This is a genomic window from Actinomycetospora sp. CA-053990, from assembly GCF_050948445.1.
Taxonomy (GTDB): Bacteria; Actinomycetota; Actinomycetes; order Mycobacteriales; family Pseudonocardiaceae; genus Actinomycetospora; species Actinomycetospora callitridis.
The window spans coordinates 4,419,148-4,443,575 of record NZ_CP192043.1 but is presented as its reverse complement, the minus strand read 5'-3'; the positions used below and the strand labels follow the sequence as shown (position 1 = coordinate 4,443,575).

Here is a 24,428-nt window from a genome sequence, read left to right as displayed (position 1 = left end):
GACCTCAGAAGAGACGGACGAACTCCGCTTCCGAGCGGACCCCGTCGCGGAGCAGGAAGAGCATGTACCAGCCGGGCGGGGCGACGGCTCCGTCGGGCGGCATGCGCAGGGTCAGCTCATCGGCGGACCGCGAGGTGATCTCCAGTCCGACGTGTCGCTGGTCCGGGTTGAACGAGTGGGTGCACGACCCGTTCCGCATCAGCGCCACGGTGGTGATCGACGCGGCGTCCGGGGTCCCGACCGTGATGACGCTCCCGTGGTCGGCGGCGTCGGGCGCGGACGTGATCGTCGGTCGGTCGCCCCGGAAGAGGTAGGGCGGCCGGAAGATCTCCAACCGGAGCTCCGAGACCGGGATGACCTCGGGGTTCCACGTGGCGTCGGTGCCCGAGGTCATGACCGTCGCGTCGGGGAGCAGGAGCGCCGTGGCGTGGTACAGCCGCGGGACCACGGTGTGGTCCATCGGCGTCCACGTGTCGGTCGCGGGGTCGTAGAGCTCGCTCTCCCACACCGGGTTCGCGCCGTTGTCGGCGTAGCCGCGGCTGCTGCCCGACATCACCAGCACGGTGCGATCGGGCAGCAGCACCGCGTCGGGCATGACGCGCGCGGCGTGCATCGTGGCGGCCGGCGCCCACGCGGGGGTGGGCACGCCGAGGTCGAGGACCTCGCAGCTCGCGGTGGCGGGGGTCCGCATCCCCACCGGCGGCGCGCCCCCGCCGCCGAGCGCCAGCACCGTCGCCCGGTACGGCGGGCTCGCGTCGGGGAGCAGGGGCAGCAGGACGCTCGTGCCCTCGACGCCGTAGGTGCGGCTGTTGCGGTCGGGACGCTCGATCGCGTCCACCGGGGTCGGGTCGAAGGCGAGCGTGCCCAGGTCCAGGAAGACCGTGCGCGTGCCTCCGTGCACGAGCACCCGGTCGCCAGGGAGCACGAACACCCACGGGTAGGTGACCGAGCCCGCGAACTGCCCGAACTGCGGTGCCGGCGTCGCCGGGCCCACCTCGTCCGTGTCGGGGTCGAAAATCTCGTAGCTGAGGTTGGGGTTGGGGCCCTGCGCGGGATGGAACACCCGGCGCTCACCGGCCACGATGAGGACCCGGCCGTCGGGCAGGGTCACCGCGGACCCGTACCAGCGGCCCTGGGCCATGCGGTCGACGTCCCGCCACCGGCCGCCGCCCGCGCCGCCCGGCGTGAAGGTGTGCAGCATCCGCAGGCGGTCCTGGTCCTCCCGGTCCCCGCCGACCATGAGCAGGCGCCCGTCGGGCAGGAAGGCGTGACCGCCGCAGAAGAGGTTCGGCAGGTGGTGGTGCGGGCCCTCGTACCCCGGTGTCGACGCCGTCCGGGTGGCGAGGTCGAGCACCCGGGACTCGCCGTCGTGGGCCGGCTGGGGGTCGTGGTGCCCGTGCCCCGTCTCGTCGAGGTAGCTCAGGAACCAGATCGAGCCGCGCGCCCCGGTCGGGAGCAGCGCCGCGTGCAGACCGCTGATGTCCGCCGTGAACGGGGCGACGGCCCACGCGCCGCCGACCGCGGGATCGGGCCGCGGGAACGCCGGGCGTGTGAGCACCTCGTAGGCCCCGCGGTGGGCGTCCCACCAGATGTCGCCGCCCTGGAACCGCGTGTGCTGGCTGTGCCGGTCCGGCGTGGTCTCCTCGTTGCTCAGCGGATACCCCAGCGCGCTGCGCTCGGAGCCGAGCTGTGCCCACAGCACGTGGATGGCGCCGCGGACCTCGAACGCCCCCGTGCCCGGGGTCCAGTAGATCGCGCCGTTCTGGAAGAGGTTGAAGCGCCCGACCCCGTCCGGGGTGCCCAGCTCGTCGGTGAGGGGATAGCCCAGCGGGCTCCGTTCCCAGCCCATACCGGACCAGGCGGCGGCGATCGCCCCGTGGACCTCGTGCGCCCGGGTGACGGGGGACCAGTAGACCGATCCGCGCAGATAGTGCCGGAACCGCCCGATGCCGTCCGGTGTGCTCAGCTCCGGACCCGTCGGCGCCCCCAGCAGGCCCCCGTCACCGCCGAGCGCCGCATGGTGGTCGTCGATGGGGCTCATGGCGCACCTCCGGTGATGTCTCACCGAGAGTGACAGGGAAGGGGACGATCCGGGCGAAGCGCCACTCGAACAGCCCAGGCGCCCCCGGGCGTCAGTCGAGACCGAAGTGCGTGCAGAGCCAGTCGACGCACTCGTGGATGAAGCGCACGCGGTTCTCGGTGCGCTGGATCTCGTGGCCCTCGTCGTCGAAGAGCAGGTACTTCATCGGCACGCCGGCGGCCTTGGCGCCGTGGACGGCGAGCTCGGCCTCGTGCACCGGGACGTTGGTGTCGAACTTCCCGTGGATCACCAGCAGGGGCGCGCGCAGGTGCTCCATGCGGTGCACGGGGGAGAGCTCGCGGAGCAGGTTGCGGTCGTGGATCGGGTGGCCGTACTCGCCCACCGCGGCGTCGGCGATCCACGGCTCGGTGCGCGCGAAGAACGTCTCGAAGTCCGCCATGCCGCACACGTCGATGCCGACCGCGAAGAGCTCGGGGTGGTTCACCAGCGCCGCGAGGGTCAGGTAGCCGCCGTAGGAGCGGCCCATGACGCCGATCCGCTCGGGATCGGAGACGCCGGTGTCGACGAGGTGCTCGACGCACGTCGCGACGTCGCGGATCGCCGCGAAGCGTCCCGCGCCGTTGTCGGCGTTGACGAACGAGCGCCCGAACCCCGAGGAGCCGCGCACGTTGGCCGCGTAGACGGCGATGCCCCGGGCGAGCAGGTGCTGGTAGAGCGGGGTGAACACGGGGCGCTCCTGCGCCTCGGGCCCCCCGTGCAGGTAGATCACCGTGGGCAACGGCCCCGACTGGCCCCGCGGCCGGTAGAGCCACCCGGGCAGGCGCAGGCCGTCGGGGGTGGTGACGACCTCGAGCGTCGGGTGCACGAGCTGCCCCGGCCCCCAGGACGGCTCCTCCTGCGGACAGATCAGCGCGGTGGTGTCCGACGAGAGTTCGTGGCACCACACGGCGGCGGGCACCTCGGGGGCCTGGATGCCCATGACCAGCGAGTCGCCGTCGTGGCTGAAGACCGCGCTGGTGACGACGTCGCCGGGCGGGGCGTAGGCGCTGGACTTGCCGGAGGAGATGTCGAGCAGGTCGACCTCGCTGCGGCCCTCGGCGTTCCACACGAGCGCGGCGACCGCCGCGTCCTCGGTGAGGGCGAAGCGCTCGAGCTCGGCGTCGAGGCGCTCGGCGAGCACCTCGGGCGTCATCGGCCGGGCGTCGGTCGCGACGTCGACGCGCACCAGCGCCGCGCGCTCGCGCCCGCCGTCGGTGAGCAGGTACATCTGGGTGCCGTCGGGGCAGAACCGGCCGGCCACCACGCTGGAGTCCCGGGTGATCGCCACCGGGTGCTCGACGGCGCCCGGCGGGCCGCCGGGCCCGCGCCCGGAGTCGATCTCGTGCCAGCCCTCGGTGCCGTCGAGGTCGACGATGCCGACGTGGCGTGACCCGCGGCGCCCGCGGCGCAGGAGCACACGGCGCCGGTCGCGGCTCACGTCGAGGACCTGCAGGGCGTGCCCGGAGCCGACCCGCTGGCGCTGGGAGGACTCGGCGTCGACCAGCCAGGCGGTGGTGGTGTCGTAGTCGGACTCGGTGATCGCCAGCACGGAGCCGGTGTGGGTGAAGCGGTCGAGGGTCACCGCGCCCCGGTCGGCGTCGCCGACCCCGCGCACCGGCCGCAGGTCGGTGCCGTCCGGGCGGACGATGGACACGTTGCTGCGCTCGCCGCCGTCGGGCGCGGTCTCGACCGCCAGCCACAGCCCGTCCGGCGACCAGCGGACGGTCGAGACGAGCTCGTCACCCGTGTCGAGCGACCACTCCTCGCCGGTGGCCCGGCGGTGCATGCGCACCTGCGGCCGGCCGTCCCCGTCCCAGACGAAGGCGATCGTGGTGCCGTCCGGGGAGGGGCTGGGCGACCAGCAGCGTGTGGCGCTGATCCACTCGTCCACCGGCCCGCGTCCTCCTTCGGTCGACCACGATCCCCCTCGCGGGCACGGTACCTACGTGATGCCGTGCTCCTGCAGCCACATCTCGAGCAGGGCCACCTGCCACAACGCGTTGGCGCCGAGGTTGGTGCGCCCCGAGTTCGGGTCGTCGAGCATCGTCGCCACCGCGTCGGCCCGGAACAGGCCCCGCGACGTGGCGGCCGGGTCGGTCAGGGCCCCCCGCACCCGCTCCAGGACCGGGCCCGAGAGCTGGCGGATCGCCGGCACCGGGAAGTAGCCCTTCTTGCGGTCGATGATCTCGTCGGGCAGCACGCCGCGCGCCGCCGCCTTGAGCACGCCCTTGCCGCCGTCGGCGAGCTTGTACTCCGGCGGGCAGGCGCCCATCGTCTCGACGAACTCGTGGTCGAGGAACGGCACGCGCGCCTCGAGGCCCCACGCCATCGTCATGTTGTCGACGCGCTTCACGGGGTCGTCGACGAGCATGATCGTGGTGTCGAGGCGCAGCGCGGCGTCCACCGCGGAGTCGGCCCCCGGCCGTCCGAAGTGCTCGGCGACGAACGCGCGGCTGACGTCGTCGTCGACCAGGGCCTCGGGCGTGAGCAGCTGCGCGACCTCGGAGTGCGGGCGGTCGAAGAACGCCTTCTGGTACGAGTCGAGCGCGGCGTCGCGCGCGATCCCGGCCAGCGGCGGGTACCAGTCGTAGCCGCCGAGGATCTCGTCCGCGCCCTGGCCCGACTGCACCACCTTGATCGACTTCGAGACCTCGCGGGAGAGCAGGTAGAAGGCGACGACGTCGTGGCTGACCATCGGCTCGGCCATCGCCGCGACGGCCCCGGCCAGGGCGTCGTCGGTCTCGTGCTTGGGGACCGTGAACTTCACGTGGTCGGTGCCGTAGGTCTTCGCGACGAGGTCGGAGTAGTCGAACTCGTCGCCGGACTCCCCGCCCTCGGACTCGAAGCCGATCGAGAAGGTCTTGAGGTCCTTCTGGCCCATCTCGGCGAGCAGGGCGACGACGATCGAGGAGTCGATGCCGCCCGAGAGCAGCACCCCGACCGGCACGTCGGCGACCATGCGCCGCTCCACCGCGGTCCGCAGCGAGTCGAGCGCCGTCTGCGCCCACTCCTCTGCAGAACGGTCGGCGTCGCGCGTGAACTCCGGCTCCCAGTAGGTCCAGTCGGTGGTGCCGCCGTCGGGGGAGAGCGTGCGGACCGTCGCCGGCGGGAGCTTCCGGACGCCCTGCAGGATCGTGCGCGGGGCGGGGACCACCGAGTGGAAGCTCATGTAGTGGTGCAGCGCGACGCGGTCGACGTCGGTGTTGAGCCCGCCGCCGGCCAGCAGCGCGGGCAGCGACGAGGCGAACCGCACCGCGCCCGGCACCTGGGCGACGTAGAGGGGCTTGATCCCGAGGCGGTCGCGGCCGAGCACCAGGTCGCCGGTGCGACGGTCGGAGATCGCGAACGCGAACATGCCCTTGAAGTGCTCGACGCACGCCGCGCCCCAGCGGTGGAAGGCCTTGAGCAGCACCTCGGTGTCCGAGGTGGAGAAGAAGCGGTAGCCGTCGGCGTGCAGCTCGTCGCGCAGCTGCCGGTAGTTGTAGATGATCCCGTTGAAGACCGCGGTCAGGCCGAGGTCGGAGTCGACCATCGGCTGGGCCCCGGTCTCCGACAGGTCGATGATCTTCAGGCGCTGGTGGGCCAGCGCGAGCGGCCCGTGGCCGACGACGCCCCAGCCGTCGGGTCCCCGGGGCTCGAGGACCTGGGCCATGTCCAGCACGGTGGCGACCTCGGCCGCCCGGCCGTCGAAGCGGAACTCACCGGCGATGCCGCACACGTGTGGCCTCCTCGGTCACGGTCGGTCGGGGGTGCGCCCATTCAGTGCGGATCCCCGTTCAGCGCAGGATCCAGGTGTCCTTCGAGCCCCCGCCGCGCGAGGAGTTGACCACGAGCGAGTCGGCGGGCGCGACCCGGGTGAGCGGGGTCGGGAGGACGGTCGGGGTGGGGGCGAGGACGACGAAGGCCCGCAGGTCGACCACGCGCGGCTCCAGCGTCGTGCCGGTGAACGTCGGGTGGGTGGAGATCCGGATGGTCTCCTGCGCGACGAACGCCGCGGGGTGCGCGCGCACCGCCGCCGCCACCTCGTCGAGCTCCTGGGCGCTCGCGTGCGGCCCGACCACGATGCCCTGCCCGCCGTACCCGTCGACGGGCTTGGTGACGAGCCGGTCGAGGTGCGACAGGACGTACTCGCGCTGCTCGGGATCGGCGCACGACCAGGTCGGGACGGCCGCGAGCGTCGCCTTCTCGCCGAAGTAGTACTCGGTGAGCGACGAGATGAAGGGGTAGACGCCCTTGTCGTCGACGAGCCCGTTGCCGGGCGCGTTGGCCAGGGTCAGGCGCCCGGTGCGGACGGCCTCGCGGACGGGGTCGCCCAGGGGGACCCCCTCGGCGTCCTCCGCGGTGAACAGCACCTCCTCGTCGATGCGCCGGTAGATCACGTCGATGGGGCGCCCGGTGGCGGCCACGGTGATCATCCCGGCGACGGCGCGGAGCTCGCCGGGGGTGAGCAGCGGCACGCCCATCTCCTCGGCGAGCATGCGGTGCTCGAAGTGCGCCGAGTCCGTCGTCCCCTCGGTGACCAGGGCGAGGACGGGGTCGTGGCCGGCCGCCGGCGGGGCGCAGGCCAGCAGCGCCTCGCGCAGCATCGCGGGCCCCTCGTCGGCGTCGAGCACGCCGTTCGGGGCCTGGAGCTCCGGCAGGACGCTGCGCACGACGCGGCGGTCGGCCATCGCGTAGCCGATGCCCGAGGGGATGCGCAGGTTGTCCTCGAGGATCTTCCACTCGCCGGCGGCGTCGCAGACGAGGTCGAGGCCGCTGACCAGGGCCCGGATGGCCCCGGGGTGCAGGTTCATCGCGGTCTCGTGCGGCTGGGGCAGCCAGCGCAGCGCGTCCTCGGGGAGCACGCCGTCGTGCAGGCAGGCGCGCTCGCCGTGCAGGTCCTGCAGCAGTGCCTCGCACGTGCGCGCCCGCTGGATCAGCCCCTCGGTGAGCGTCTCCCACTCGCCGGGGGTGATGAGGCGCGGCACGAGGTCGAGGGGGAAGAGCCGCTCGTCGTCGTCGGCCTGACCGAAGATCATGCCGCGGGCGCGCTGCTCGGCGTCGCGGCTCTTCTCGTGCACCAGCAGCCCGGGCGGGCCGATCCGCTCGAGTGTCGAGACCAGCCACGAGTACGCGGGGCGGACGGTGCCGTCCTCGGCGACGGCCTCGTCGTAGGCGGGCGACGCGTAGTCGGCGAGCAGGACCGGCGCGACCGTCTCCGAGATCGGTGCGTCCACCGGCGAGTCCGGCGCGCCCCGGGTCTCGGCGAGGAGCATGTCGACGACGGCCTCGAGGTTGCCGTTGCGGTTGGCGCGCTGGCGCTGGCGGGCCGCGGAGCTGCCGCGGGCGAGGGCCTCGAGGGCCAGCTCCTCGACGACGGCGCGGTCGCCGGCCTCGTCCAGGTCGTCGGCGAGGTGCTCGAGCATGAGGCGCACCGCCCGCGACGGGGGCACGAGCTCGCGGCCGGGGACGTCGACGAGGTCGCCCTCGAGGCCGGAGCGCGCCGCCCGCCAGCTCGCGGCGCGCAGCAGCTCGGGGCGGTACTGCGGCATCGGCCGGCCCTCGACGTGCGCGCGCACCCCGTGACGCACGAGCGCCCGCGAGAGCCCGGCGATCAGCACCACGCCGTCGACGCTCGGGCTGGCGTCGCAGATGCGCACCTCGACGGTGGCCTGGTGCGCCGACGGACGCATGTCGAAATAGACCATGCCCGGGTCGGACATCGTCCCCGAGGCGAGCAGGTCGGCGATCAGGGCGTCGTAGTCGGCGGCGTCGCGGAGCGGGGCCGGGGGACCGGCGGTCGGCCAGCGGTGCCACGCCAGCGTGCGGGAGCTGGCGTAGCCGGTGTCCTCGCTCTTCCAGAACGGCGAGCTCGACGAGAGCGCGAGCAGGACCGGCAGCCACGGCGCGCTGTGCTGCATCACCGCGACCGCGGCGTCGCGGTCGGGGACGTCGACGTGCACCTGGGTGCCGCAGATCTGCTGCTCGAAGGCGAGCATCTGGTACTCGTCGCGCATCCGCTCGTAGCGCGGCGACGGGGTGATGCCCTCGGCGGAGCCGTCGATCAGCGGGACGCTGCCCGTTCCGACCACGCCGAGACCGTGGGAGTCGGCGATGTGCGCGAGCATCCCGCGCAGCCGCACGAGGTCGGTGCGCAGGTCGGCGAGGTCCGACGTCGGCCGGGAGTTCGTCTCGATGATCGAGGGCTTGAGCTCCGGGGCGAACGCCTCGCCGTCCAGGGCGGTCAGCTCGTCGAGCAGCTCCGGGACGCGCGGCACCGCCGACCGTGACTCGAGGTCGACGAGGTGGAACTCCTCCTCGACACCCATCACGACCTCGCCCGCGGGGGGCAGGCGGTGGTCCGGCGGTCGCGCTCCCATAACGGGCCAACCTACGATCGGTGTGTCACGGGGATGTTTCCGAGCCGCCGTCCACTACCCCTGCGGCGGCCTTCCTCACACCTGACAGACTGCGCGCCGTGCGCGTCTTCGTCGGATCGGACCACGCTGGGTTCGAGCTCAAGGGCCATCTGCTGCGCGAGCTCGCGAGGGCGGGTCACGACGTCGTCGACGTCGGGCCCGAGGAGTTCGACCCCGTCGACGACTACCCCCCGTACTGCGTGGAGACCGGGCGCCGCACCGTCGCGACCCCCGAGGCCCTCGGCGTCGTCATCGGCGGCTCGGGCAACGGCGAGCAGATCGCGGCCAACAAGGTGCCGGGGTGCCGCGCCGCCCTGGCCTGGAACGTCGAGACCGCGCAGCTCGCGCGCAAGCACAACGACGCCCAGGTCGTCTCGCTCGGCGCGCGGATGCACACCCCGGACGACGCGACCGAGATCGTCACGGCGTTCCTCGCGACGGCCTTCGAGGGCGGGCGCCACCAGCGGCGCATCGACATGCTCACCGCCTACGAGCAGACCGGCGAGCCCCCGGCCCTTCCCCAGGAGTGACCGGCCGGGTGGCGGGGTAGGCAGGCCCGGTGCCCGAAGGCCACACCATCCGTCGCCTCGCGCGCACCCACACCCGCCGGTTCGTGGGCCACGAGGTGGCCGTCTCGTCCCCGCAGGGCCGCTTCAGCCGGGACGCCGAGCTCGTCGACGGCCGGGAGCTGCGCGCCGTGGACGCGCACGGCAAGCACCTCTTCCACGTCTACGCCGACGACCTCGTCGTGCACGTCCACCTCGGGCTCTACGGCAAGTTCACGATGCACACCGGCGACGTGACGCCGCCCCGCGGCCAGGTGCGGATGCGCCTCGTCGGGCCCACGCACTGGGCGGACCTGCGCGGTCCGATCGCCTGCGAGGTGCTCACCGAGGGCGAGGTCGACGGCGTGCGGGCCCGCCTCGGACCCGATCCCTTGCGCGACGACGCCGACCCCGAGGCGGCCTGGCGGCGGATCGGCCGGTCGAAGGCCCCGCTGGCCACCCTGCTCATGGATCAGTCGGTGATCGCGGGCGTCGGCAACGTCTACCGGGCCGAGGTGCTCTTCCGGCACGGCCTGGACCCGCTGCTGCCGGGGCGGGAGCTCGGGCGGGAACGCTTCGACGCCGTCTGGGCCGATCTCGCGGACCTGCTCGCCGACGGCGTGCGCCGGGGCGCGATCGACACCGTGCGCCCCGACCACCGTGGTTGTCATCACGCCCCCGACGAGCCGCACGGCCGTGGCTGCGGCCGGGAGGTCTACGTGTACCGCCGGACGGGCCAGCCCTGTCGGGTGTGTGGCACGGAGGTCAGCCGCCGTACGCACGCAGCCCGGAACCTGTTCTGGTGCGCGACCTGTCAGGCCGCGACCTGACCGTTACGTTTCGCCCTCCGCGTTCGATGCCTCACCCGGGAGGGTGACACGTGCCCCGTCCGTGACGAGGTCCTCACACGGACGGTGCGTCCACACCTCCCGTGTCCGTCCTGTCCGTATGGTGCGGGTCGTCCGATCCGTCGAGGAGGTACGTGTGGGCCGGGAGACGAAGCGGAGCCCGTCGCCGTCGGTCGCCCGCCCGCGGCCCCGCTGGCAGATGACGACGCGCTCGCGGTTCGCCCTCGTGCTCGGCGTGGCCGGGCTCGGCGTCGCCGGGGTGCAGCTGGCGATGATCAGCGATCCGCCGACGGTCGTGCAGCTCCTCGTGCTCTCGTTCTGGAGCCTCGTGGGTGTCGCCTACCTCATCTCCGCGGCGGGACAGATGATCCGCGGTCGCCGGGCTTCCGCGCCCGCCCCGGCGGTGGTGCCCGCGCCGATCGAGGAGATCGTGCCGGTCCCCGTGCGTCCCGCCCGGCCTCGTCCGGTGGCGCAGCGGGGGGCCGGCAAGGAGGGCGGTGAGGTGGCTGACCGCACCGAGGCGGTCGAGCCCGCCACGGCGGCAGCCGCTCCGGCCGGTCGGAGCGCGCGTCCGGCTCCGGTGGCCCCCTCCCCGGCGACCGCGACCGTGCGCCCCGCAGCGGCGACCGAGGCCCTCCGGGCCCCGGCGACGACGACCACCGCAGCCCGTCCCGCGCCCGTCGCCACGGAGACGTCGCGGGTGTCGATCCAGGCCCGCCGGCCGGCGACCCGGTCGACCCGCCCGCCCCGGCCCCTGTCGCGGCGACCGCACGGCCCACCCCGAAGCCCACCCCGAAGCCCGTCGCGACCCCGGCGCCCGAGGAGACCACCGACGCCTTCACGGTGCGCGCCGCGGCGAGCCCGACGCCGAAGCCCGGGTCGGCGCCCACCCCCGCCGGCTTCGCCTCGGCGCTGTCGTTCGGACCGTCGCGGCCGGCCCCCGGCGCCCGTCCCGCCCCGCCACGCGTCCCCGCGGCACCGGACGCCGAGGAGGAGCCGGCCGCCCCGACCTCGATCGCCTCGCTCGACGACCTGCGGCGCGTCCGGGCCGAGGCGGCGGCCGCTGCCGCCCTCGCCGAGGCCGCACCCGCCCCCGGGCGCCCTCGCCCGTGTCCGGGCCGCTCCCGGTCACCCGGAGCCGGCACGCCGCCACCGGGGACGTCCCGGTGCCGCGCCGGGCCCGGCACCGGCCGGCCGACGAGGAGTCCGACGGCTCCCGGCGGCACCGTGCGGAGCCGCCGTCGGGTCGGCACGCGAGCGGCGAGGTCCCCGTGGCTCCGAGGCGGGCCGCCACCGGCCGGTAGCCTCGTCGGTGTCCGATCCGTCCCCTTCCGTGAGGAACGCCGATGACGCGGCCCGACGAGCGCAGCGACCCCACCGAGGGCGTCTCCGAGCCCTCGACGCCCACCCCGCACCGGCCGTGGGTGCGGGTGGCGACGGTGATCATCCTGGCCGTGTTCGTCCTGTCGATCCTGGTCGGCTCGCTGCTGGCGTAGCCGGCCCGCCCCGGGCCACGATGCCCGCGTGGACGCCGACGAGCTGATCGACGGGCTGCGGGCCGTCTGCGTGGCCCTGCCCGAGGTCACGGAGAAGATCAGCCACGGGACGCCGAGCTGGTTCGTGCGCAAGATGTTCGCCAGCTACGTCGGCCGCCACCACGGCGACGAGTACCTCTGCCTCTGGGTCGCCGCCCCCGAGGGCGCGCAGGAGGAGATGGTGACGGCGGAGCCCGACCGGTTCTTCGTCCCGCCCTACGTCGGTCACCGCGGCTGGCTCGGGCTGCGGCTCGACGTCGAGCCGCAGGGTCCGGATTGGGGCGAGGTCCGCGAGGTGGTCACCGACGCCTACCGGCAGGTGGCGCCCCGGCGGCTCGCGGCCCTCCTGGGATGACCCCTCCCTTGACCTGGAGCAAGGTCGAGGTCTCAGGCTGCACCTCATGAGCCCCGACCTGCCGCCCCTGCCCGACGACTGGTCGCGTGCCCTCGCGATCGCGGCCCACCCGGACGACCTCGAGTACGGCACGAACGCCGCCGTCGCCGCCTGGACCGCCACGGGGCGCTCGGTGTCGTACGTGCTCGCGACCCGCGGCGAGGCGGGCATCGCCGGCACGCCGCCGGAGGTCGCCGGGCCGCTGCGCGAGGCCGAGGAGCGGGCGAGCGCCGCGGCCGTCGGGGTGCACGACGTCCGGTTCCTCGGTCATCGCGACGGCGTGGTCACGGAGAGCCTCGACCTGCGGCGCGACCTCGCCCGCGAGATCCGGCGGGCCCGCCCGCAGCTGGTGGTCGTCAGCAACCACCGCGACACCTTCGGGCTGAACACACGGGGCCTGGGCACGTGGAACAGCGCCGACCACCGCGCGGTCGGCCGGGCGACCCTCGACGCGGTGGGCGACGCCGGCAACGAATGGGTCTTCCGCGAGCTCATCGACGAGGGCTTCGAGACCTGGTCCGGCGTGCGGCACGTCGTCGTCGCCGCCTCTCCGCAGCCCACGCACGCCGTGGACGTCACCGGGTGGCGCGACGTCGCGATCGCGTCGCTCGCCGAGCACCGCGCCTACCTGGCGGCCCTCGACCCGCGGCCGGTCGTCGAGCAGGCCCGCGAGGTGGTCCTGATGACCACCGGCGGCGAGGACGGGCCGGCGCGGGTGCCGTTCGAGGTGTTCGGCTGACGCTGCGCCGGCCGGCTCAGCCGGGGAACAGCGGGGCCGGCGGCTCGTCGCGGCGCCCGTCGGACGGGGTGTCGCCGGCCGTGTCGGGGCGGGCGTCGTCGGGGCGGGCGTCGTCGGGGCCGGCGCGGCGAGCGCGGGCAGGACGCCGAGCGCGTGCCCGGTCGCGGTGGCGCCGCCGGCCAGGAGCGCGTCGGGGCCGGTCAGCGGGGCGAGCCAGGGGTCCGGAGCGCACACCCCGTGCCCGGCGAACGCGGACCGGACGTCGACGAACCGCATCCCGGCCGCGGTCACGCGGCCGGCGAGCGCGGTGTCCAGGCGCGTGACGGCGTCGTCGAGGCGGGCGGCCCGGGTCGCGTCGGCGGGCCCGCTCGGGCACGCCCGTCCCTCCGCGAGCAGGGGTAGCCGGTGACGGTGACCGCGGCGCGCGGGGCGCGCTTCCCGATGTCGGCGAGCGACGCGTCGAGCGCGCGCGGCAGCGTGGTGAGCGCCCGGTCGAAGCGGGTCATCGCGTCGTCGCAGCGCGCCGCGGCGCCCTGCGACGAGCAGGCGGACGCCAGCGCGCCGAGCCCCGTCGCGTCGGCGCCGACGGTGGCCGTCACGACCTCGGTCGCCGGGCCGAGCGACGTGAACTGGCCGTTCCCGCCACCCGTCGCGGACGCGCACGCCCGCGAGGTCCACGAGGTCTCGCCGGCGGCGCGGGCGACGACCGCGGGGTAGGCGCGAGGGCTGCGCCGGCACGTGCCGGACGCCGCCTCGACCTCGCCGGCCGCGGTCCCGGCGGCCCAGGAGTCGCCGAGCGCGACCCGTCGCGTCCCGTCGCCCCCGCTCGCGGGGGTGCCGGCCGGTGCTCCGGTGGCGGACGCGGACCCGAGGACGAGCGCGGCCCCGACGAGCGCCGCCAGCACCACCGATCGACAGACCCCCCGATCGACAGCCATCGCCGCACCCCCGACACGTCGCCCCACCCCGATGACGTCGCCGAGTGTCGGCCTCGACGCCCACAGGAGGGAGGGTCGTCACGCCATCGAGCAGCGACGACCACCCGATGGGGACGCCGGAGGTCAGGCGGAGCGGGCGTGTGGGGGATCGGCGAGCGCGTCGACGTACCAGTCGAGGAACCCCTCGACCGAGGCCTCGACCACCGGGGACAGCGGCCCGGGACGGTAGCCCCGCGACGCGATGCCGGCGTAGTTCGCCTCGCAGAGCGCCCAGTCCTGCTCGGAGGTCGCCCGCCACACGGCGGTCATCGCGTCCTCGTCGACGGTCGCGTCGCGCGCGACGAGGAAGCAGAGCTCGACGTCCGTGGTGCCGGCGTCGACCGGTGTCAGGCGGGTGGTCACCGCGTAGTCGCCGTTGGCGTGGGCCCAGAGGTTGGGCAGCGACACCACGCGCAGGCTGCCGACGTCGGGGTCGGTGAGGCGGCCCATGGGCGCAGCGAGCGGGCGGCCGTCGAGGGTCTCCGAGACGAAGCCGTCGCGCAGCGGCAGGCGGGCGACGCGGTACCAGGCGCCCTCGGGGAAGTTGACGTCCTCGCCCGGCAGGCCCTGCGCGCTCCACCGGGCGCGGGCCGAGGCGAGCGCGCGGTCGTAGCGGGGGTTGGTGCGCACGTCGCCGTTCATGCCGACGTCGAAGTTCGACAGCGAGAACTCGGGGTGGCTGCCCGCGCAGTGGTAGCACTCGCGGTTGTTCTCCACGAGCGTCTTCCAGTTCGCGGCCACGCGGTAGTGCTGGCGCACGGCGACACGCGCATCGGCGAGCCCGTGCGGATCGAGCCGCGGCTCGAGGGCGGCGGCGAAGGCGCCGAAGTCGGGCGGCTCGTCGGCGAGGCAGACGAACACCAGGCCGGCGACCTCGCGGACCGCGACCGGGGCGAGCCGGTGGGACGCGGTGGCGAAGCAGTCGCCCATCAGCCGGGCCGCGCGCAGCGAGCCGTCGAGTGCGTAGACCCACTGGTGGTAGGGGCACACGAACGCCTTGACCTGGCCACGGGGCTCGGTGGTCACCCGCGAGCCGCGGTGGGCGCAGACGTCGTGGTGGGCGTGCAGGACGCCGTCCTCGCCGCGGACGACGATGACGCGGTCGCGGCCGACGTCCACGGTGAGGTAGCGGCCGGCGGTGTCGAGCTCGCCGGTGTGCCCGGCGAAGAGCCAGTGCGCGGCGAAGACGCGGTCGAGGTCGGCGGCGAAGACGTCCGCGTCGGTGTAGGCCGCCTGCGGGAGCGACCACCCGGGGGAGCGCGTGACGAGGTCAGACATGGAACGTTCGCCCCCAGGTCGGGTCGGTCAGCGCGGGGCGGTCGAGACCGAACGCGCCGATGGGGTGCCGCGTGCCGCCCGTCGTCGCGAGGTCGGCGAGGATCTTGCCGATCAGCGACGCGAACTTGAACGCGTGCCCGGCGCCGACCCCGACGCTGACCCGGGGCTCGCCCGGCACGGTGTCGATCACGTAGTGCTGGTCGGGCGGGATCGTGTACAGGCAGGTCTTCGTGTACAGCTCGGGGCCGCCGAAGCCGGGCAGGTGCTCGGCGAGGAACGCCTCCTGGCGCTTCTGGCGCAGCGGGTCCGGCTCGAACGTGCGGGAGTCGGCGGTGACCTCATTCCCGCCCATGTGCTGGCCCAGCTTCGTGGCGACCTCGCCGTACACGGGGAAGCCGTAGAAGTTGTCGGCGCCGTGCCACATGAACACCGGGAACCGCGCGGGCGAGAAGTCGAGCAGGTTCGGCGTCGCGTAGTACGTCACCTGCTCCTGCAGGACGGTCAGCGGGATCTCGACCAGGCCGTCGAGCACCTCGTTGGTGCGCGCGTCGGCGGTGACGACGACGTGCTCGGCGCGCACCACCTCGCCGTCGAGCACGACCTCGACGCCGTCGCGGGTGGGGTGCAGGGCACGCACGGGGGAGTGCTCGCGGATCTCCGCGCCGTGCCCGCGGGCCAGCGCGACGTGGGTGGCGTTGGCGCGTGCCGCGTCGACGATGCCGGTGCGCCGCTGGTACATGGCCTGCTCGGTGCCGGCGAGACGGAACTGCGGCCAGCGCGCCTCGATGCCGCGCGCGTCGAGGAGGTCGAAGTCGACGCCGTGCCGGTCGGCCACCGCGGCGTACCCGCCGAGGTTGCGCCCGCCCGTGTCGAGGCCCGAGCGCGCGTCGACGTCCTCGATGACGAGCCCGCCGGTCTCGGTGACCAGCGTCTGGGCGGAGACGCGCTCGACGTCGCGCCAGGCGGCGTAGGCGGCGGGCGCGAGGGCCGCGTAGGCGTCCTGGTGCTGGGCGTAGCGGATGATCCGCGAGTGGTCCTGGCTCGCGCCGTGGTCGTGCCCGAGGCCGTGGCGCTCGAGGGCGAGGACGCGACCCCCGGCGGCCCGGGAGAGCCAGTAGGCGGCGGCGGAGCCGAGCCCGCCGCAGCCGATGACGACGAGGCGGCGGTCGGGCCGGGTTCGTGAGCTGTGCACGGTGATCACTCCGGGTCGGTTCTCGGATGTGTCCTCAGCGTCACCGCTCACCCGGTCGCGCGGGGTGGATCCGCGATCACCCCTGCCACTGCTGTCATCAGGGCGGACTTATGCCGCTCGCGCGGGGCAGTATCGAGGTCATGGACGTCGAGCTCCGGCAGCTGCGGGTGTTCCTCACCGTGGCCTCCGAGCTGCACTTCAGCCGCGCGGCCCGGCGGCTGCACGTCAGCCAGCCCGCGCTCTCCCAGCAGATCCGCGCGCTGGAGAGGACGCTCGGCGCCGCCCTCTTCGACCGCTCCAGCCGCGCCACCGAGCTGACCCCGGCCGGGCGGGTGCTGCTCGACGCGGCGCCGCGCGTGCTGTTCGAGGCCGAGCGGGCGCAGTCGCTGGTCACGCAGGCGGCGGACGGGGCGGTGGGGCTTCTGGTCGTCGGGTCCGTCGGCACCGCGCTGGCGTCGATCACGCCGCAGATCCTGCGGGCGATGCGGACGTCGTTCCCCGACCTGCAGCTCGAGGTCTCCCAGCAGGACACGGCCGCGCAGATCGTCGCCCTCGCCGACGGCCGTCTCGATGTGGGGCTGGTGCGCGCCGCGTCGGCGACGGTGGCCGTGGAGGTCGAGCACCTCGTCTCGGAGCCCCTGGTGTCGGCGCTGCCCGGGGACCACCCGCTGGCAGGGCAGGACGAGATCGACCCGGCGCTGCTGGCCGACGAGCCTTTCGTGCTCTGGCCGCGCTCGCTGGGCACGGCGTTCTTCGACATCATCACGAGCTACTGCCGCGAGCACGGCTTCAGCCCGCGCATCGTCGCCGAGGGCGCCGACATCGAGACCCAGCTCGGGCTCGTCGCCGCGGGGCTCGGGGTGTCGCTGCAGCCGGCGTACTACGCGAACCTGCGGCCGCCGGGCGTGGTGTTCCGCCCGCTCTCGGGGCCGGTGCCGATGGTCGCGCTCCAGGTCGCCTGGCGCCGCGCCGACCGCTCGCCCGCCGTCGCCCACTTCGTCGAGGTGGCGCGCAGCCTGGGCACGTGAGCGATGTTCCCGGCTATAGCCGGGAACATCGCTCACGGGTCACCAGGGCACGTGCTCGCCGTCCTGGAGGAACGAGCCGGAGGGGGCGGCGCCGGGGGAGCGGACGACGTCGACGATCCCGGCCGCGCCCTCGGCGATCGGCCGCCCGCCCGAGCCGCCCATGTCGGTGGCGGTCCAGCCGGGGGACACCGCGTGCACGGCGATGCCGTCGCGGGTCAGGGCGTCGGCGAACACGCGGGTCAGCGCGTTGATCCCGGCCTTCGAGACGCTGTAGGCGGGCGAGTGCGCGCCCATGCGCGCCAGCGAGCCGAGCCCGCTGGTCACGTTGACGATCACCGCGTCGTTCCCGGCGCGCAGCAGCGGCACGAAGGCCTGCGTGAGGCGCCAGGGCGCGAGGACGTTGGTGCGCCAGGCGCCGTCGGCGACCTCGAGGTCCTCGGTGACGGGGTCGGCGCCGGGGTCGAAGTGCACCGCCGCGTTGTTCACGAGCGCGTCGAGGCGCCCGTGGCGACGGTCGACCGCCTCGACCGCGGCCTGCACGGACTCCGGGTCGGTGACGTCGAGGTGCAGCGGCCACGCGTTCTCGCCCAGCTGCTTCGCCACCGCGGCGCCCGCCTCGACGTCGCGCGCCCCGACCACCACGAGGTGCCCGGCGTCGACCAGCTGGCGGGCGACCTCCACGCCCAGCCCCCGGCCCGCGCCGGTGACCAGGACGACCCGCTCGGTGCTCTCGCTCATGTCGCTCGTGTGCCTCGCGAGGTCCGCGGCCAAACCGGCAGCACACTCCCACTTGGCGTACGGTCCTGGCGATGAGCACGAGCACCGACGGGGCTCCTCCGGTTCCCCGCCACATGCAGCGCGACCGGTTCGCGCCGGTGCCGGAGACGCAGGCGACGCGCGACGAGCCGGGGCTGACCGCGATCCGGACGGGGTTCGGCACCCCCGCCCGCCTCGTCACCCGCTACGCCGACGTGCGCGAGGTGCTGGGCGACGCCGAGCGCTTCACCAACACCGGCCTGCCCCGCCTCCCGATGCCCGAGGACGGGATCGACCCGCGCGCCGGGAACCTGCTCGCCACCGACCCGCCCGAGCACACCCGGCTGCGCCGGCTGCTCACCGGCGAGTTCACCGTCAAGCGCATCCGACGTCTCGAGCCGCGCATCGTCGAGATCGTCGACGACCACCTCGACGCGATGGCTGCCGCCGGCCCGCCCGCCGACCTCGTCGAGGCCTTCGCGCTCCCGGTGCCGAGCCTCGTCATCTGCGAGCTGCTCGGCGTCCCGTACGACGACCGCGCCGAGTTCCAGGGCCGTGCGGCGCGCCAGGTCGACCTCAGCCTGCCGATGGAGGAGCGCGGGCGGGTGGCCGCCGAGTCGCGCACCTACATGGGCGAGCTCGTCGACCGTGCACGGACCGAGCCCGGCGACGACATGCTCGGCATGCTGGTGCGCGAGCACGGTGACGACCTCGCGCGCTCCGAACTGATCGGCATCGCGTCCCTGCTGCTCATCGCCGGGCACGAGACGACCGCGAACATGCTCGGGCTCGGCACGCTGGCCCTGCTGCGCGCGCCGGAGCAGCTCGCCCTCGTGCGCGACGAGCCGGGCGCCGTCGCCCCGGCGATCGAGGAGCTGCTGCGCTTCCTGTCGGTGGTCCACTCCGGGATCCCGCGCACCGTCCGGTACGACACGACGGTCGGGGACGTGCCGGTGGCCACGGGCGAGGTCCTCGTGCTGTCGCTGCCCGCCGCCAACCGCGACCCCGCGGCGGTGGAGCACCCCGACGACCTCGACGTCACCCGCACGATCGCCCCGCACGTGGCGTTCGGGCACGGCGTGCACCACTGCCTGGGCGCGCCCCTGGCCCGCGCCGAGATGGCCGTGGCGTTCCCCGCCCTCTTCCGGCGCTTCCCGGCGCTCGCACCGGGCATCCCGTTCGAGGAGATCGAGTTCCGCTCGGCCACCATCGTGCACGGACTCCGTGCCCTGCCCGTCACCTGGTGACCCACCACCACCGAGGGAGAACCCATGCACATCCAGGCCGACCGTGAGGCGTGCATCGGCGCGGGCAACTGCGTGCTCGCCGCCGAGGACGTGTTCGACCAGGACGACGACGCGCTCGTCCTGGTGCTCCAGGAGGAGCCGTCGGCGGACCAGGTCGGCGAGGTCCGCAACGCCGTCGCCCAGTGCCCGTCGGGCGCGCTCAAGCTCGTCGACGACTGATCGCGGGCGATACGGTGTCGCCGATGTCCGCGCCGTCCGATCCGCTCGTCCGCGTGGATCGGCCCCTGCGTGCCGACGCGGCGCGCAACCACGCCGCGATCCTCGCGGCCGCCCGGACGGCCATCGAGGTCGGCGGCCCGGACGTGGCGCTCGAGGAGGTCGCGCGCCGGGCGGGCGTGGCGCCGTCGACGCTCTACCGTCGCTTCGCCGGTCGGGACGAGCTCGTGGCCGCGGTGCTCGAGGACTACGTCGCCGAGTTCGTCGAGCCCCTGCTCGCCCGCGCCGCCGAGGTCGCCGACCCGTGGGCGGCGCTGGTCGGGGTGCTCGAGGGGCTGGTCGACGGGGTCACCCGCCACCGCGCGCTGCTCGCGGCCGCCAAGGCCACCGGCGCGTTCACCCCCGAGCTCGCCGCCCGCACGCTGGCCCCGCTGGGCGAGCTGCTGGGCCGCGGGCAGGCCGCGGGGGTGGTGCGCGGCGACCTCGTGCCCGAGGACCTGCCGACCGTCGTCCACATGGCCGTCGTCACCGCCGAGGCCGGCGAGGGCCGCTGGCCGCGCTACCTCGGCCTCCTGCTGGACGGGATGCGCGTGCCGAAGCCCTAGCCTGTCGCCCGTGATCAGGGGATGGACGGTCCACGGTGACGGGCGGGCGCCCGCGCCCGGTGAGGTGGTGCGGCCGGAGGAGCGGCTGTCGTGGGGGCGCACGGTCGGCCTCGGCGCGCAGCACGTCCTGGCCATGTTCGGGGCGACGTTCGTCTTCCCCGTGCTCATGGGGCTCGACCCCAACCTCGCGATCCTGCTCTCGGGGCTCGCGACGATCCTGTTCCTGCTGATGACGCGCGGGCGGGTGCCGAGCTACCTCGGGACCAGCGCCTCGTTCGTCGGGGTCGTCGCCGCGGTGCGCGCGGACGGGGGCACGAGCGCCGAGGTCACCGGGGCGATCGCGGTGTGCGGCGTCGTCGTCGCCCTCGTCGGGCTCGCGGTGCACCTCGGCGGCGCGCGGACGGTGTCGGCGATCCTGCCGCCCGCCGTCACCGGCGCGGTGGTCATGCTCATCGGCTTCAACCTCGCCCCGGTCGTCGCCGGCACGTACTGGCCCCAGGACGAGCTCGTCGCGCTGATCACCATGCTCGTCGTGATGATCACGGCGGTGGCCGGGCGGGGCATGGTCGGCCGGCTCGGCGTGCTGGTCGGCCTCGTCGTCGGGTTCGTCCTGTCGCTGCTGCTCGACGCGGTGCTGGGGCCGATCACCGGGCCGGACGCGTCCGGCGTCGTGTCGACGCACCCGCGCGTCGACCTCTCCGGCGTTGCCGACGCGTCCTGGATCGGCCTGCCGCTCGGCACGCCCGAGGCGCCCGGGCTGCACCTGCCGGCGTTCAGTGCCTCGGCGATCCTGCTGATCGTCCCCGTGGCCATCGCGCTCATCGCGGAGAACACCGGCCACGTCAAGGCGGTCGCGAGCATGACCCGCGAGGACCTCGACCCCTACCTCGGCCGGGCGCTCGCCGCGGACGGGATCGCGACGGCCGTCGCCGGCGGGGTCGGCGGCTCGCCGACCACCACGTACGCCGAGAACATCGGCGTCATGGCCGCGACCCGCGTCTACTCCACCGCCGCGTACGGGGTCGCCGCGCTCGTCGCGATCGCGATCGGCTTCTGCCCGAAGTTCGGGGCCGTGGTCGCGGCCACGCCCGGCGGGGTGCTCGGCGGCATCACCGTGGTGCTCTACGGGATGATCGGCCTGCTCGGGGCGCGGATCTGGGTGGAGAACAAGGTCGACTTCGCCCGCCCGGAGGTCCTCGTCCCGCTCGCCGCCGGCATCGTCATCGGCATCGGGGACGTCGCCCTGACCCTCGGGGGCGGGTCGCTGTCGGGGATCGCGCTGGGCACCATCGTCGTCGTCGCGGGCTACCACCTGCTGCGGCGCCTGACCCCGGGCCGCGCCGACGAGGCCGAGCCCTGGAGCGCGCCCGGCCCGGTGGAGGAGTCGCCGTCCGACGAGGGTCGCCCGCGCGGCTGAAGCATCCGGGACGATCGACGGGGCGGGCCCCGGTGGCGGTTCCAGCGCCACCGGGACCCGCCCCGGTTCGTCGCTGCCCGTCCCGCTCCCCCGAGCGGGGGACCGGCAGCGGACGACCCGGTACCTAGACCAGGCCGTCCACGACGTCGCCGACGGCGTCGCTCCCCAGCACGCTGCCGACGGCGCCGTTGACACCGCCCACGAGGCCGCCGACGCCCTCGGCGAGCTCTCCGCCGGCGCCGACGAGGCCGCCGACGAGGCCCTTGTGGTCGCTCCGGGTGGAGTGCCCCTCGTCCCCGTGGCCGTGCGACTCGCTCGCGCTCGCCACGCCGGACAGGGCGAGGCTGCCGGCGCCGGCCAGGGCCGTCGCGGCGACGAGGCGCTGCAGTCGGGTCATGGTGGATTCCCCTCTCGATCGGTCACCGCGGTGATCGCGGATCGACAGGAGTCTCCCGAGCCGGTGAGCGGTGATTCATCGAGGGTGCGTTCACTGAACAGCAACTCAGTCAAACGATCAGCCCTCGGAGGGCGTCCGAACGGACGAGGCGCGCGTGCCGATCGGAGTCACGGGACGCTCGACGGGGTGATGCGCCACTCGTTGGGGTGAAACTGCACGCGTGTGGTTCGCGGACCGTGACATCTCCTTCTCGGAGAGGTCAGAGGGAGGTCAGGGAGAGGTCAGGCGGGGTCCATCGTGACCACGACCTTGCCGAGGACGTGCCCGTCCTCGACGCGCGCGAGCGCCTCCCCGGTGCGGGCGAACGGCAGTGTCGTGCGCACCCAGGGGTCGAGGTCGCCGCTCGCCACCAGCGCGGCGAGGGCGTCGAGCACGGCCGTGCTGCGGTCGCGCGGGACGTCGCCGCCGCCGAGCTCGGCCACGAGCGGCTTGTCGGCCACCGAGGCCAGCCGCGCGGGGTCGACCAGCGGGGCGACGGCGCGCAGGGCGTCCCCGCCCACGAGGTCGAACACGCCGTCGACGCCGTCGAGGGCGACCGCGCGGACGCGGTCGGCGACGCCCTCGCCGCCCGTGACGGGCACCGCGCCGAGCTCGGTGAGCAGCTCCCGCTTGCCGGCGCTCGCGGTGCCGATCACCCGCAGGCCGCGGGCCCGCGCGAGCTGGACGGTCGGGATGCCGACGCCGCCACCCGCGCCGTTGACGAGCAGCGTGGCGCCCGCGGGCAGCGCGAGGGTGGTGAGCGCGTCGTAGGCGGTGCCGGCGGCCACCGGCAGCGCCGCGGCGTCCTCCGGCGACACCGTCGCGGGCCGGTGCGCGGCGAACGAGGCGGTGACGAGGGCCTGCTCGGCCCAGCCGCCGACCATGCCGGGGCAGCCGCCGAAGACCTCGTCGCCGACCGCGAACCCGCTGACGCCCTCACCGATCGCGGTGACCGTGCCGGCGACCTCCCGCCCGAGCACCGCGGGCCCGGCGGTGCCGTACTCGCCGCGGCGCATCCGGAAGTCGCCCGGGTTCACCCCGGCGGCCCGGACGCGCACCCGCAGCTCACCCGGGCCGGGGTCGGGCACCGGGACGTCGAGGAACGCCTCCTGGTCAGGACCACCGACACCGAGGAATCCGTAGGCGCGCACGATCCCTTCCTACCCCTGCGCGCGCCTCCGACGGGCGATCAGGGGGACGGCCAGGGCGGTCAGGGCGGCGCCCGCCAGGCAGAGCCCCGAGACCGCGAGCAGGTAGGCCGCGAGCCAGACGTGCTTGAACACCTCGAAGTAGCCGTCGCCCGCGACCGCCACCACGGTCAACGCCAGCGCCGTCCCGGCGGCGAGACCGGCGGCGAGCGACCAGCGCCCCGCCGGGCCCTGCCACCGGGCGGTGGCGGCGGCCGCGAGCGCGACCAGGACCAGGGCGCTGGGCACCCACGGAGGCCGTCGGGTGTTCTCGAGGACCTGCGCGAGGTCGGGCTGGCGGGCCCCCGACCAGCCGGGGTGGCCCGAGGGCGCCGAGAGCTTCGACGGCGACGCCGGGACCGAGTCGAGGTAGGTCAGGTCGGCGAGCGTCGTGGCCTTCAGGCCCACGCCGACGGCGCGCGCGGCGGCGGCCGGGTGCTCGGCGAGCAGGAGCAGGGCCGCGGCGCGTGTCTCGTCGGGGCGCTGGACGATCGCGCCCTCCCACCAGGCGACGCCGTCCGGGCGCGGTGGTCCGTTGAAGTAGCCGTTGCCCGTGAGCGTGACCGCCTCCGGGGGCAGCCCGAGGTCACCCGCGGCGGAGGGACCGAGCTCGAGCAGGACCGTCGTGAACACGAGGTCGTGCGCGTTCACCGCGTCGTAGAACTGCTGCTGGCGGTCCACCGCGGAGATCACCGGGTAGGCGGCGAGGAGCACGGTGGCGAGCGCCAGCGCGGGGCCGGCCCGCCGGAGATGCCGCGTGCCGAGGGCCGTGGCCGCGCAGACGATCACCGCCACCGCGAGCAGGGGGATGTAGGCGACCTTCGCCGTGGTCGCGACGAGCCCGCCGGCCGCCATCAGGACGAGGGCGACGATCCGCTCGGCGCGGTGCTCGCGGCGGGTCACGAGGACGGCCGCGACGCCCCCGCCGACCGTGACCGCGCCGAGCAGACCGGCCGGCTCGCTGTAGGTGGAGACGAAGAAGCGCGGGAAGGTGGCGGCCGCCAGCGGGAGGACGGGCACGGCGACGACCAGCGCCTGACGCCGACCCGCCGCGCTCGCCGCCCACGCGCCGAGACCGACGACGAGGCCGACCAGCAGGGCGTAGGTCCAGCCGAGCACGGTGGGCGACCAGGTCCCGGAGCTCAGCCAGGTCGTCGCCCGGGCGATCACCAGCGCCGAGGACGGCACCGGGTCCGCGCAGGTCGGCGGGCCGACGCCGTAGGTGCGGACCCATCCGTCCTGCCAGCTCGCGAACCGGTCGAGGGTGTCGGGCACCAGGCCGGCGCCGCAGTAGAGGCGGTAGCCGTCGCCGTTGTCCTCGACGCCCAGCGGGCTGCCGGTGGGCAGGCGCACGGCGAGGACCACGAGCAGCGCCGCGGCGAGCCCGGCCCCGACGGCCAGCGGCGTGCGCCGCGGCGGGGTGGCGCGGCGGCCGGACCGGGTGCCGAGGGGTGTCGGTCGCGTCCGCGGTCCGGGTGGCCATCGGCGTCCATGATGCCGCAGCACCGCGCCGGTCCCGGGGAGCCGGGGCCGCGCCGACCGGGGTCGGG

At 74.9% G+C, this 24,428-nt stretch carries 21 protein-coding genes; 10 read left to right on the top strand and 11 right to left on the bottom strand.

Annotated features, from left to right (window positions below; genetic code table 11):
• Positions 1 to 4 precede the first annotated feature (4 nt).
• The 4 genes from ACQPYN_RS22810 to ACQPYN_RS22795 form a co-directional block, all read right to left on the bottom strand.
• A complete protein-coding gene (locus ACQPYN_RS22810) occupies positions 5 to 2,041 on the bottom strand; it encodes a galactose oxidase-like domain-containing protein (RefSeq protein WP_433028040.1) in 2,037 nt (678 codons plus the stop codon).
• Between the two features lie 91 nt (positions 2,042 to 2,132).
• Positions 2,133 to 3,971: a S9 family peptidase gene (locus ACQPYN_RS22805; protein WP_433028037.1), complete on the bottom strand. Its 1,839-nt coding sequence runs from the start codon at positions 3,969 to 3,971 to the stop codon at positions 2,133 to 2,135.
• 51 nt (positions 3,972 to 4,022) lie between these two features.
• On the bottom strand, positions 4,023 to 5,798 hold the full coding sequence (locus tag ACQPYN_RS22800; RefSeq protein WP_433028034.1) for an N-acetylglutaminylglutamine amidotransferase: 1,776 nt from the start codon (positions 5,796 to 5,798) through the stop codon (positions 4,023 to 4,025).
• 58 nt (positions 5,799 to 5,856) lie between these two features.
• Complete coding sequence (locus ACQPYN_RS22795) at positions 5,857 to 8,439, bottom strand: glutamate--cysteine ligase (protein WP_433028031.1); 2,583 nt, start codon at positions 8,437 to 8,439, stop codon at positions 5,857 to 5,859.
• Positions 8,440 to 8,537: 98 nt separating this feature from the next.
• Here ACQPYN_RS22795 and ACQPYN_RS22790 point away from each other — a divergent pair, with 98 nt between their 5' ends.
• The 5 genes from ACQPYN_RS22790 to ACQPYN_RS22770 all read left to right on the top strand — a co-directional run bounded on the left by ACQPYN_RS22790 (position 8,538) and on the right by ACQPYN_RS22770 (position 12,539).
• Entirely contained in the window at positions 8,538 to 9,008 is a 471-nt protein-coding gene (locus ACQPYN_RS22790; RefSeq protein ID WP_433028028.1) for a ribose-5-phosphate isomerase, read from the top strand.
• A gap of 29 nt (positions 9,009 to 9,037) precedes the next feature.
• The gene (locus tag ACQPYN_RS22785) at positions 9,038 to 9,853 is read left to right on the top strand and encodes an Fpg/Nei family DNA glycosylase (protein WP_433028025.1); all 816 of its coding nucleotides are present in this window, start codon (positions 9,038 to 9,040) and stop codon (positions 9,851 to 9,853) included.
• A gap of 1,364 nt (positions 9,854 to 11,217) precedes the next feature.
• A complete protein-coding gene (locus ACQPYN_RS22780; protein WP_274187620.1) occupies positions 11,218 to 11,367 on the top strand; it encodes a hypothetical protein in 150 nt (49 codons plus the stop codon).
• 28 nt (positions 11,368 to 11,395) lie between these two features.
• Positions 11,396 to 11,761 carry an MmcQ/YjbR family DNA-binding protein gene (locus ACQPYN_RS22775; RefSeq protein WP_433028022.1) on the top strand — a complete coding sequence of 122 codons (366 nt, stop codon included), beginning with the start codon at positions 11,396 to 11,398 and terminating at the stop codon, positions 11,759 to 11,761.
• Between the two features lie 46 nt (positions 11,762 to 11,807).
• A complete protein-coding gene (locus ACQPYN_RS22770) occupies positions 11,808 to 12,539 on the top strand; it encodes a PIG-L deacetylase family protein (protein ID WP_433028019.1) in 732 nt (243 codons plus the stop codon).
• Positions 12,540 to 12,826: 287 nt separating this feature from the next.
• Here the strand turns inward: ACQPYN_RS22770 and ACQPYN_RS22765 are convergent, their stop codons facing one another.
• The 3 genes from ACQPYN_RS22765 to solA all read right to left on the bottom strand — a co-directional run bounded on the left by ACQPYN_RS22765 (position 12,827) and on the right by solA (position 15,986).
• Positions 12,827 to 13,477: a hypothetical protein gene (locus ACQPYN_RS22765; protein WP_433028016.1), complete on the bottom strand. Its 651-nt coding sequence runs from the start codon at positions 13,475 to 13,477 to the stop codon at positions 12,827 to 12,829.
• 123 nt (positions 13,478 to 13,600) lie between these two features.
• On the bottom strand, positions 13,601 to 14,794 hold the full coding sequence (locus ACQPYN_RS22760; RefSeq protein ID WP_433028013.1) for an aromatic ring-hydroxylating oxygenase subunit alpha: 1,194 nt from the start codon (positions 14,792 to 14,794) through the stop codon (positions 13,601 to 13,603).
• Positions 14,787 to 15,986 carry an N-methyl-L-tryptophan oxidase gene (solA, locus tag ACQPYN_RS22755; protein WP_433028010.1) on the bottom strand — a complete coding sequence of 400 codons (1,200 nt, stop codon included), beginning with the start codon at positions 15,984 to 15,986 and terminating at the stop codon, positions 14,787 to 14,789. Before solA ends, ACQPYN_RS22760 begins: the two co-directional genes overlap by 8 nt.
• A gap of 140 nt (positions 15,987 to 16,126) precedes the next feature.
• Between solA and ACQPYN_RS22750 the strand changes: the two genes are divergently transcribed.
• A complete protein-coding gene (locus ACQPYN_RS22750) occupies positions 16,127 to 17,014 on the top strand; it encodes a LysR substrate-binding domain-containing protein (RefSeq protein ID WP_433028007.1) in 888 nt (295 codons plus the stop codon).
• A gap of 39 nt (positions 17,015 to 17,053) precedes the next feature.
• Here the strand turns inward: ACQPYN_RS22750 and ACQPYN_RS22745 are convergent, their stop codons facing one another.
• Positions 17,054 to 17,752: an SDR family NAD(P)-dependent oxidoreductase gene (locus ACQPYN_RS22745; protein ID WP_433028004.1), complete on the bottom strand. Its 699-nt coding sequence runs from the start codon at positions 17,750 to 17,752 to the stop codon at positions 17,054 to 17,056.
• Positions 17,753 to 17,823: 71 nt separating this feature from the next.
• On the opposite strand from ACQPYN_RS22745, the gene ACQPYN_RS22740 reads away from it, so the two are divergent.
• Genes ACQPYN_RS22740 through ACQPYN_RS22725 form a run of 4 tightly spaced genes read left to right on the top strand, consistent with a single transcriptional unit; the run spans position 17,824 to position 21,255 of the window.
• Entirely contained in the window at positions 17,824 to 19,017 is a 1,194-nt protein-coding gene (locus tag ACQPYN_RS22740; protein WP_433028001.1) for a cytochrome P450, read from the top strand.
• Positions 19,018 to 19,041: 24 nt separating this feature from the next.
• Positions 19,042 to 19,236, top strand: a complete 195-nt coding sequence (locus ACQPYN_RS22735; protein WP_433027998.1) for a ferredoxin — start codon at positions 19,042 to 19,044, stop codon at positions 19,234 to 19,236.
• Positions 19,237 to 19,259: 23 nt separating this feature from the next.
• Positions 19,260 to 19,838, top strand: a complete 579-nt coding sequence (locus ACQPYN_RS22730) for a TetR/AcrR family transcriptional regulator (protein WP_433027995.1) — start codon at positions 19,260 to 19,262, stop codon at positions 19,836 to 19,838.
• A 10-nt stretch (positions 19,839 to 19,848) separates the two neighbouring features.
• A complete protein-coding gene (locus tag ACQPYN_RS22725) occupies positions 19,849 to 21,255 on the top strand; it encodes a uracil-xanthine permease family protein (RefSeq protein WP_433027992.1) in 1,407 nt (468 codons plus the stop codon).
• A 124-nt stretch (positions 21,256 to 21,379) separates the two neighbouring features.
• Here the strand turns inward: ACQPYN_RS22725 and ACQPYN_RS22720 are convergent, their stop codons facing one another.
• From ACQPYN_RS22720 to ACQPYN_RS22710, 3 genes are all read right to left on the bottom strand, one after another.
• Positions 21,380 to 21,652 (bottom strand): hypothetical protein, encoded by a 273-nt coding sequence (locus ACQPYN_RS22720; protein WP_433027989.1) that lies wholly within the window; start codon positions 21,650 to 21,652, stop codon positions 21,380 to 21,382.
• Positions 21,653 to 21,933: 281 nt separating this feature from the next.
• Positions 21,934 to 22,842 (bottom strand): NADP-dependent oxidoreductase, encoded by a 909-nt coding sequence (locus ACQPYN_RS22715; protein ID WP_433027986.1) that lies wholly within the window; start codon positions 22,840 to 22,842, stop codon positions 21,934 to 21,936.
• A 9-nt stretch (positions 22,843 to 22,851) separates the two neighbouring features.
• Complete coding sequence (locus ACQPYN_RS22710; protein WP_433027983.1) at positions 22,852 to 24,384, bottom strand: hypothetical protein; 1,533 nt, start codon at positions 24,382 to 24,384, stop codon at positions 22,852 to 22,854.
• Positions 24,385 to 24,428 lie beyond the last annotated feature (44 nt).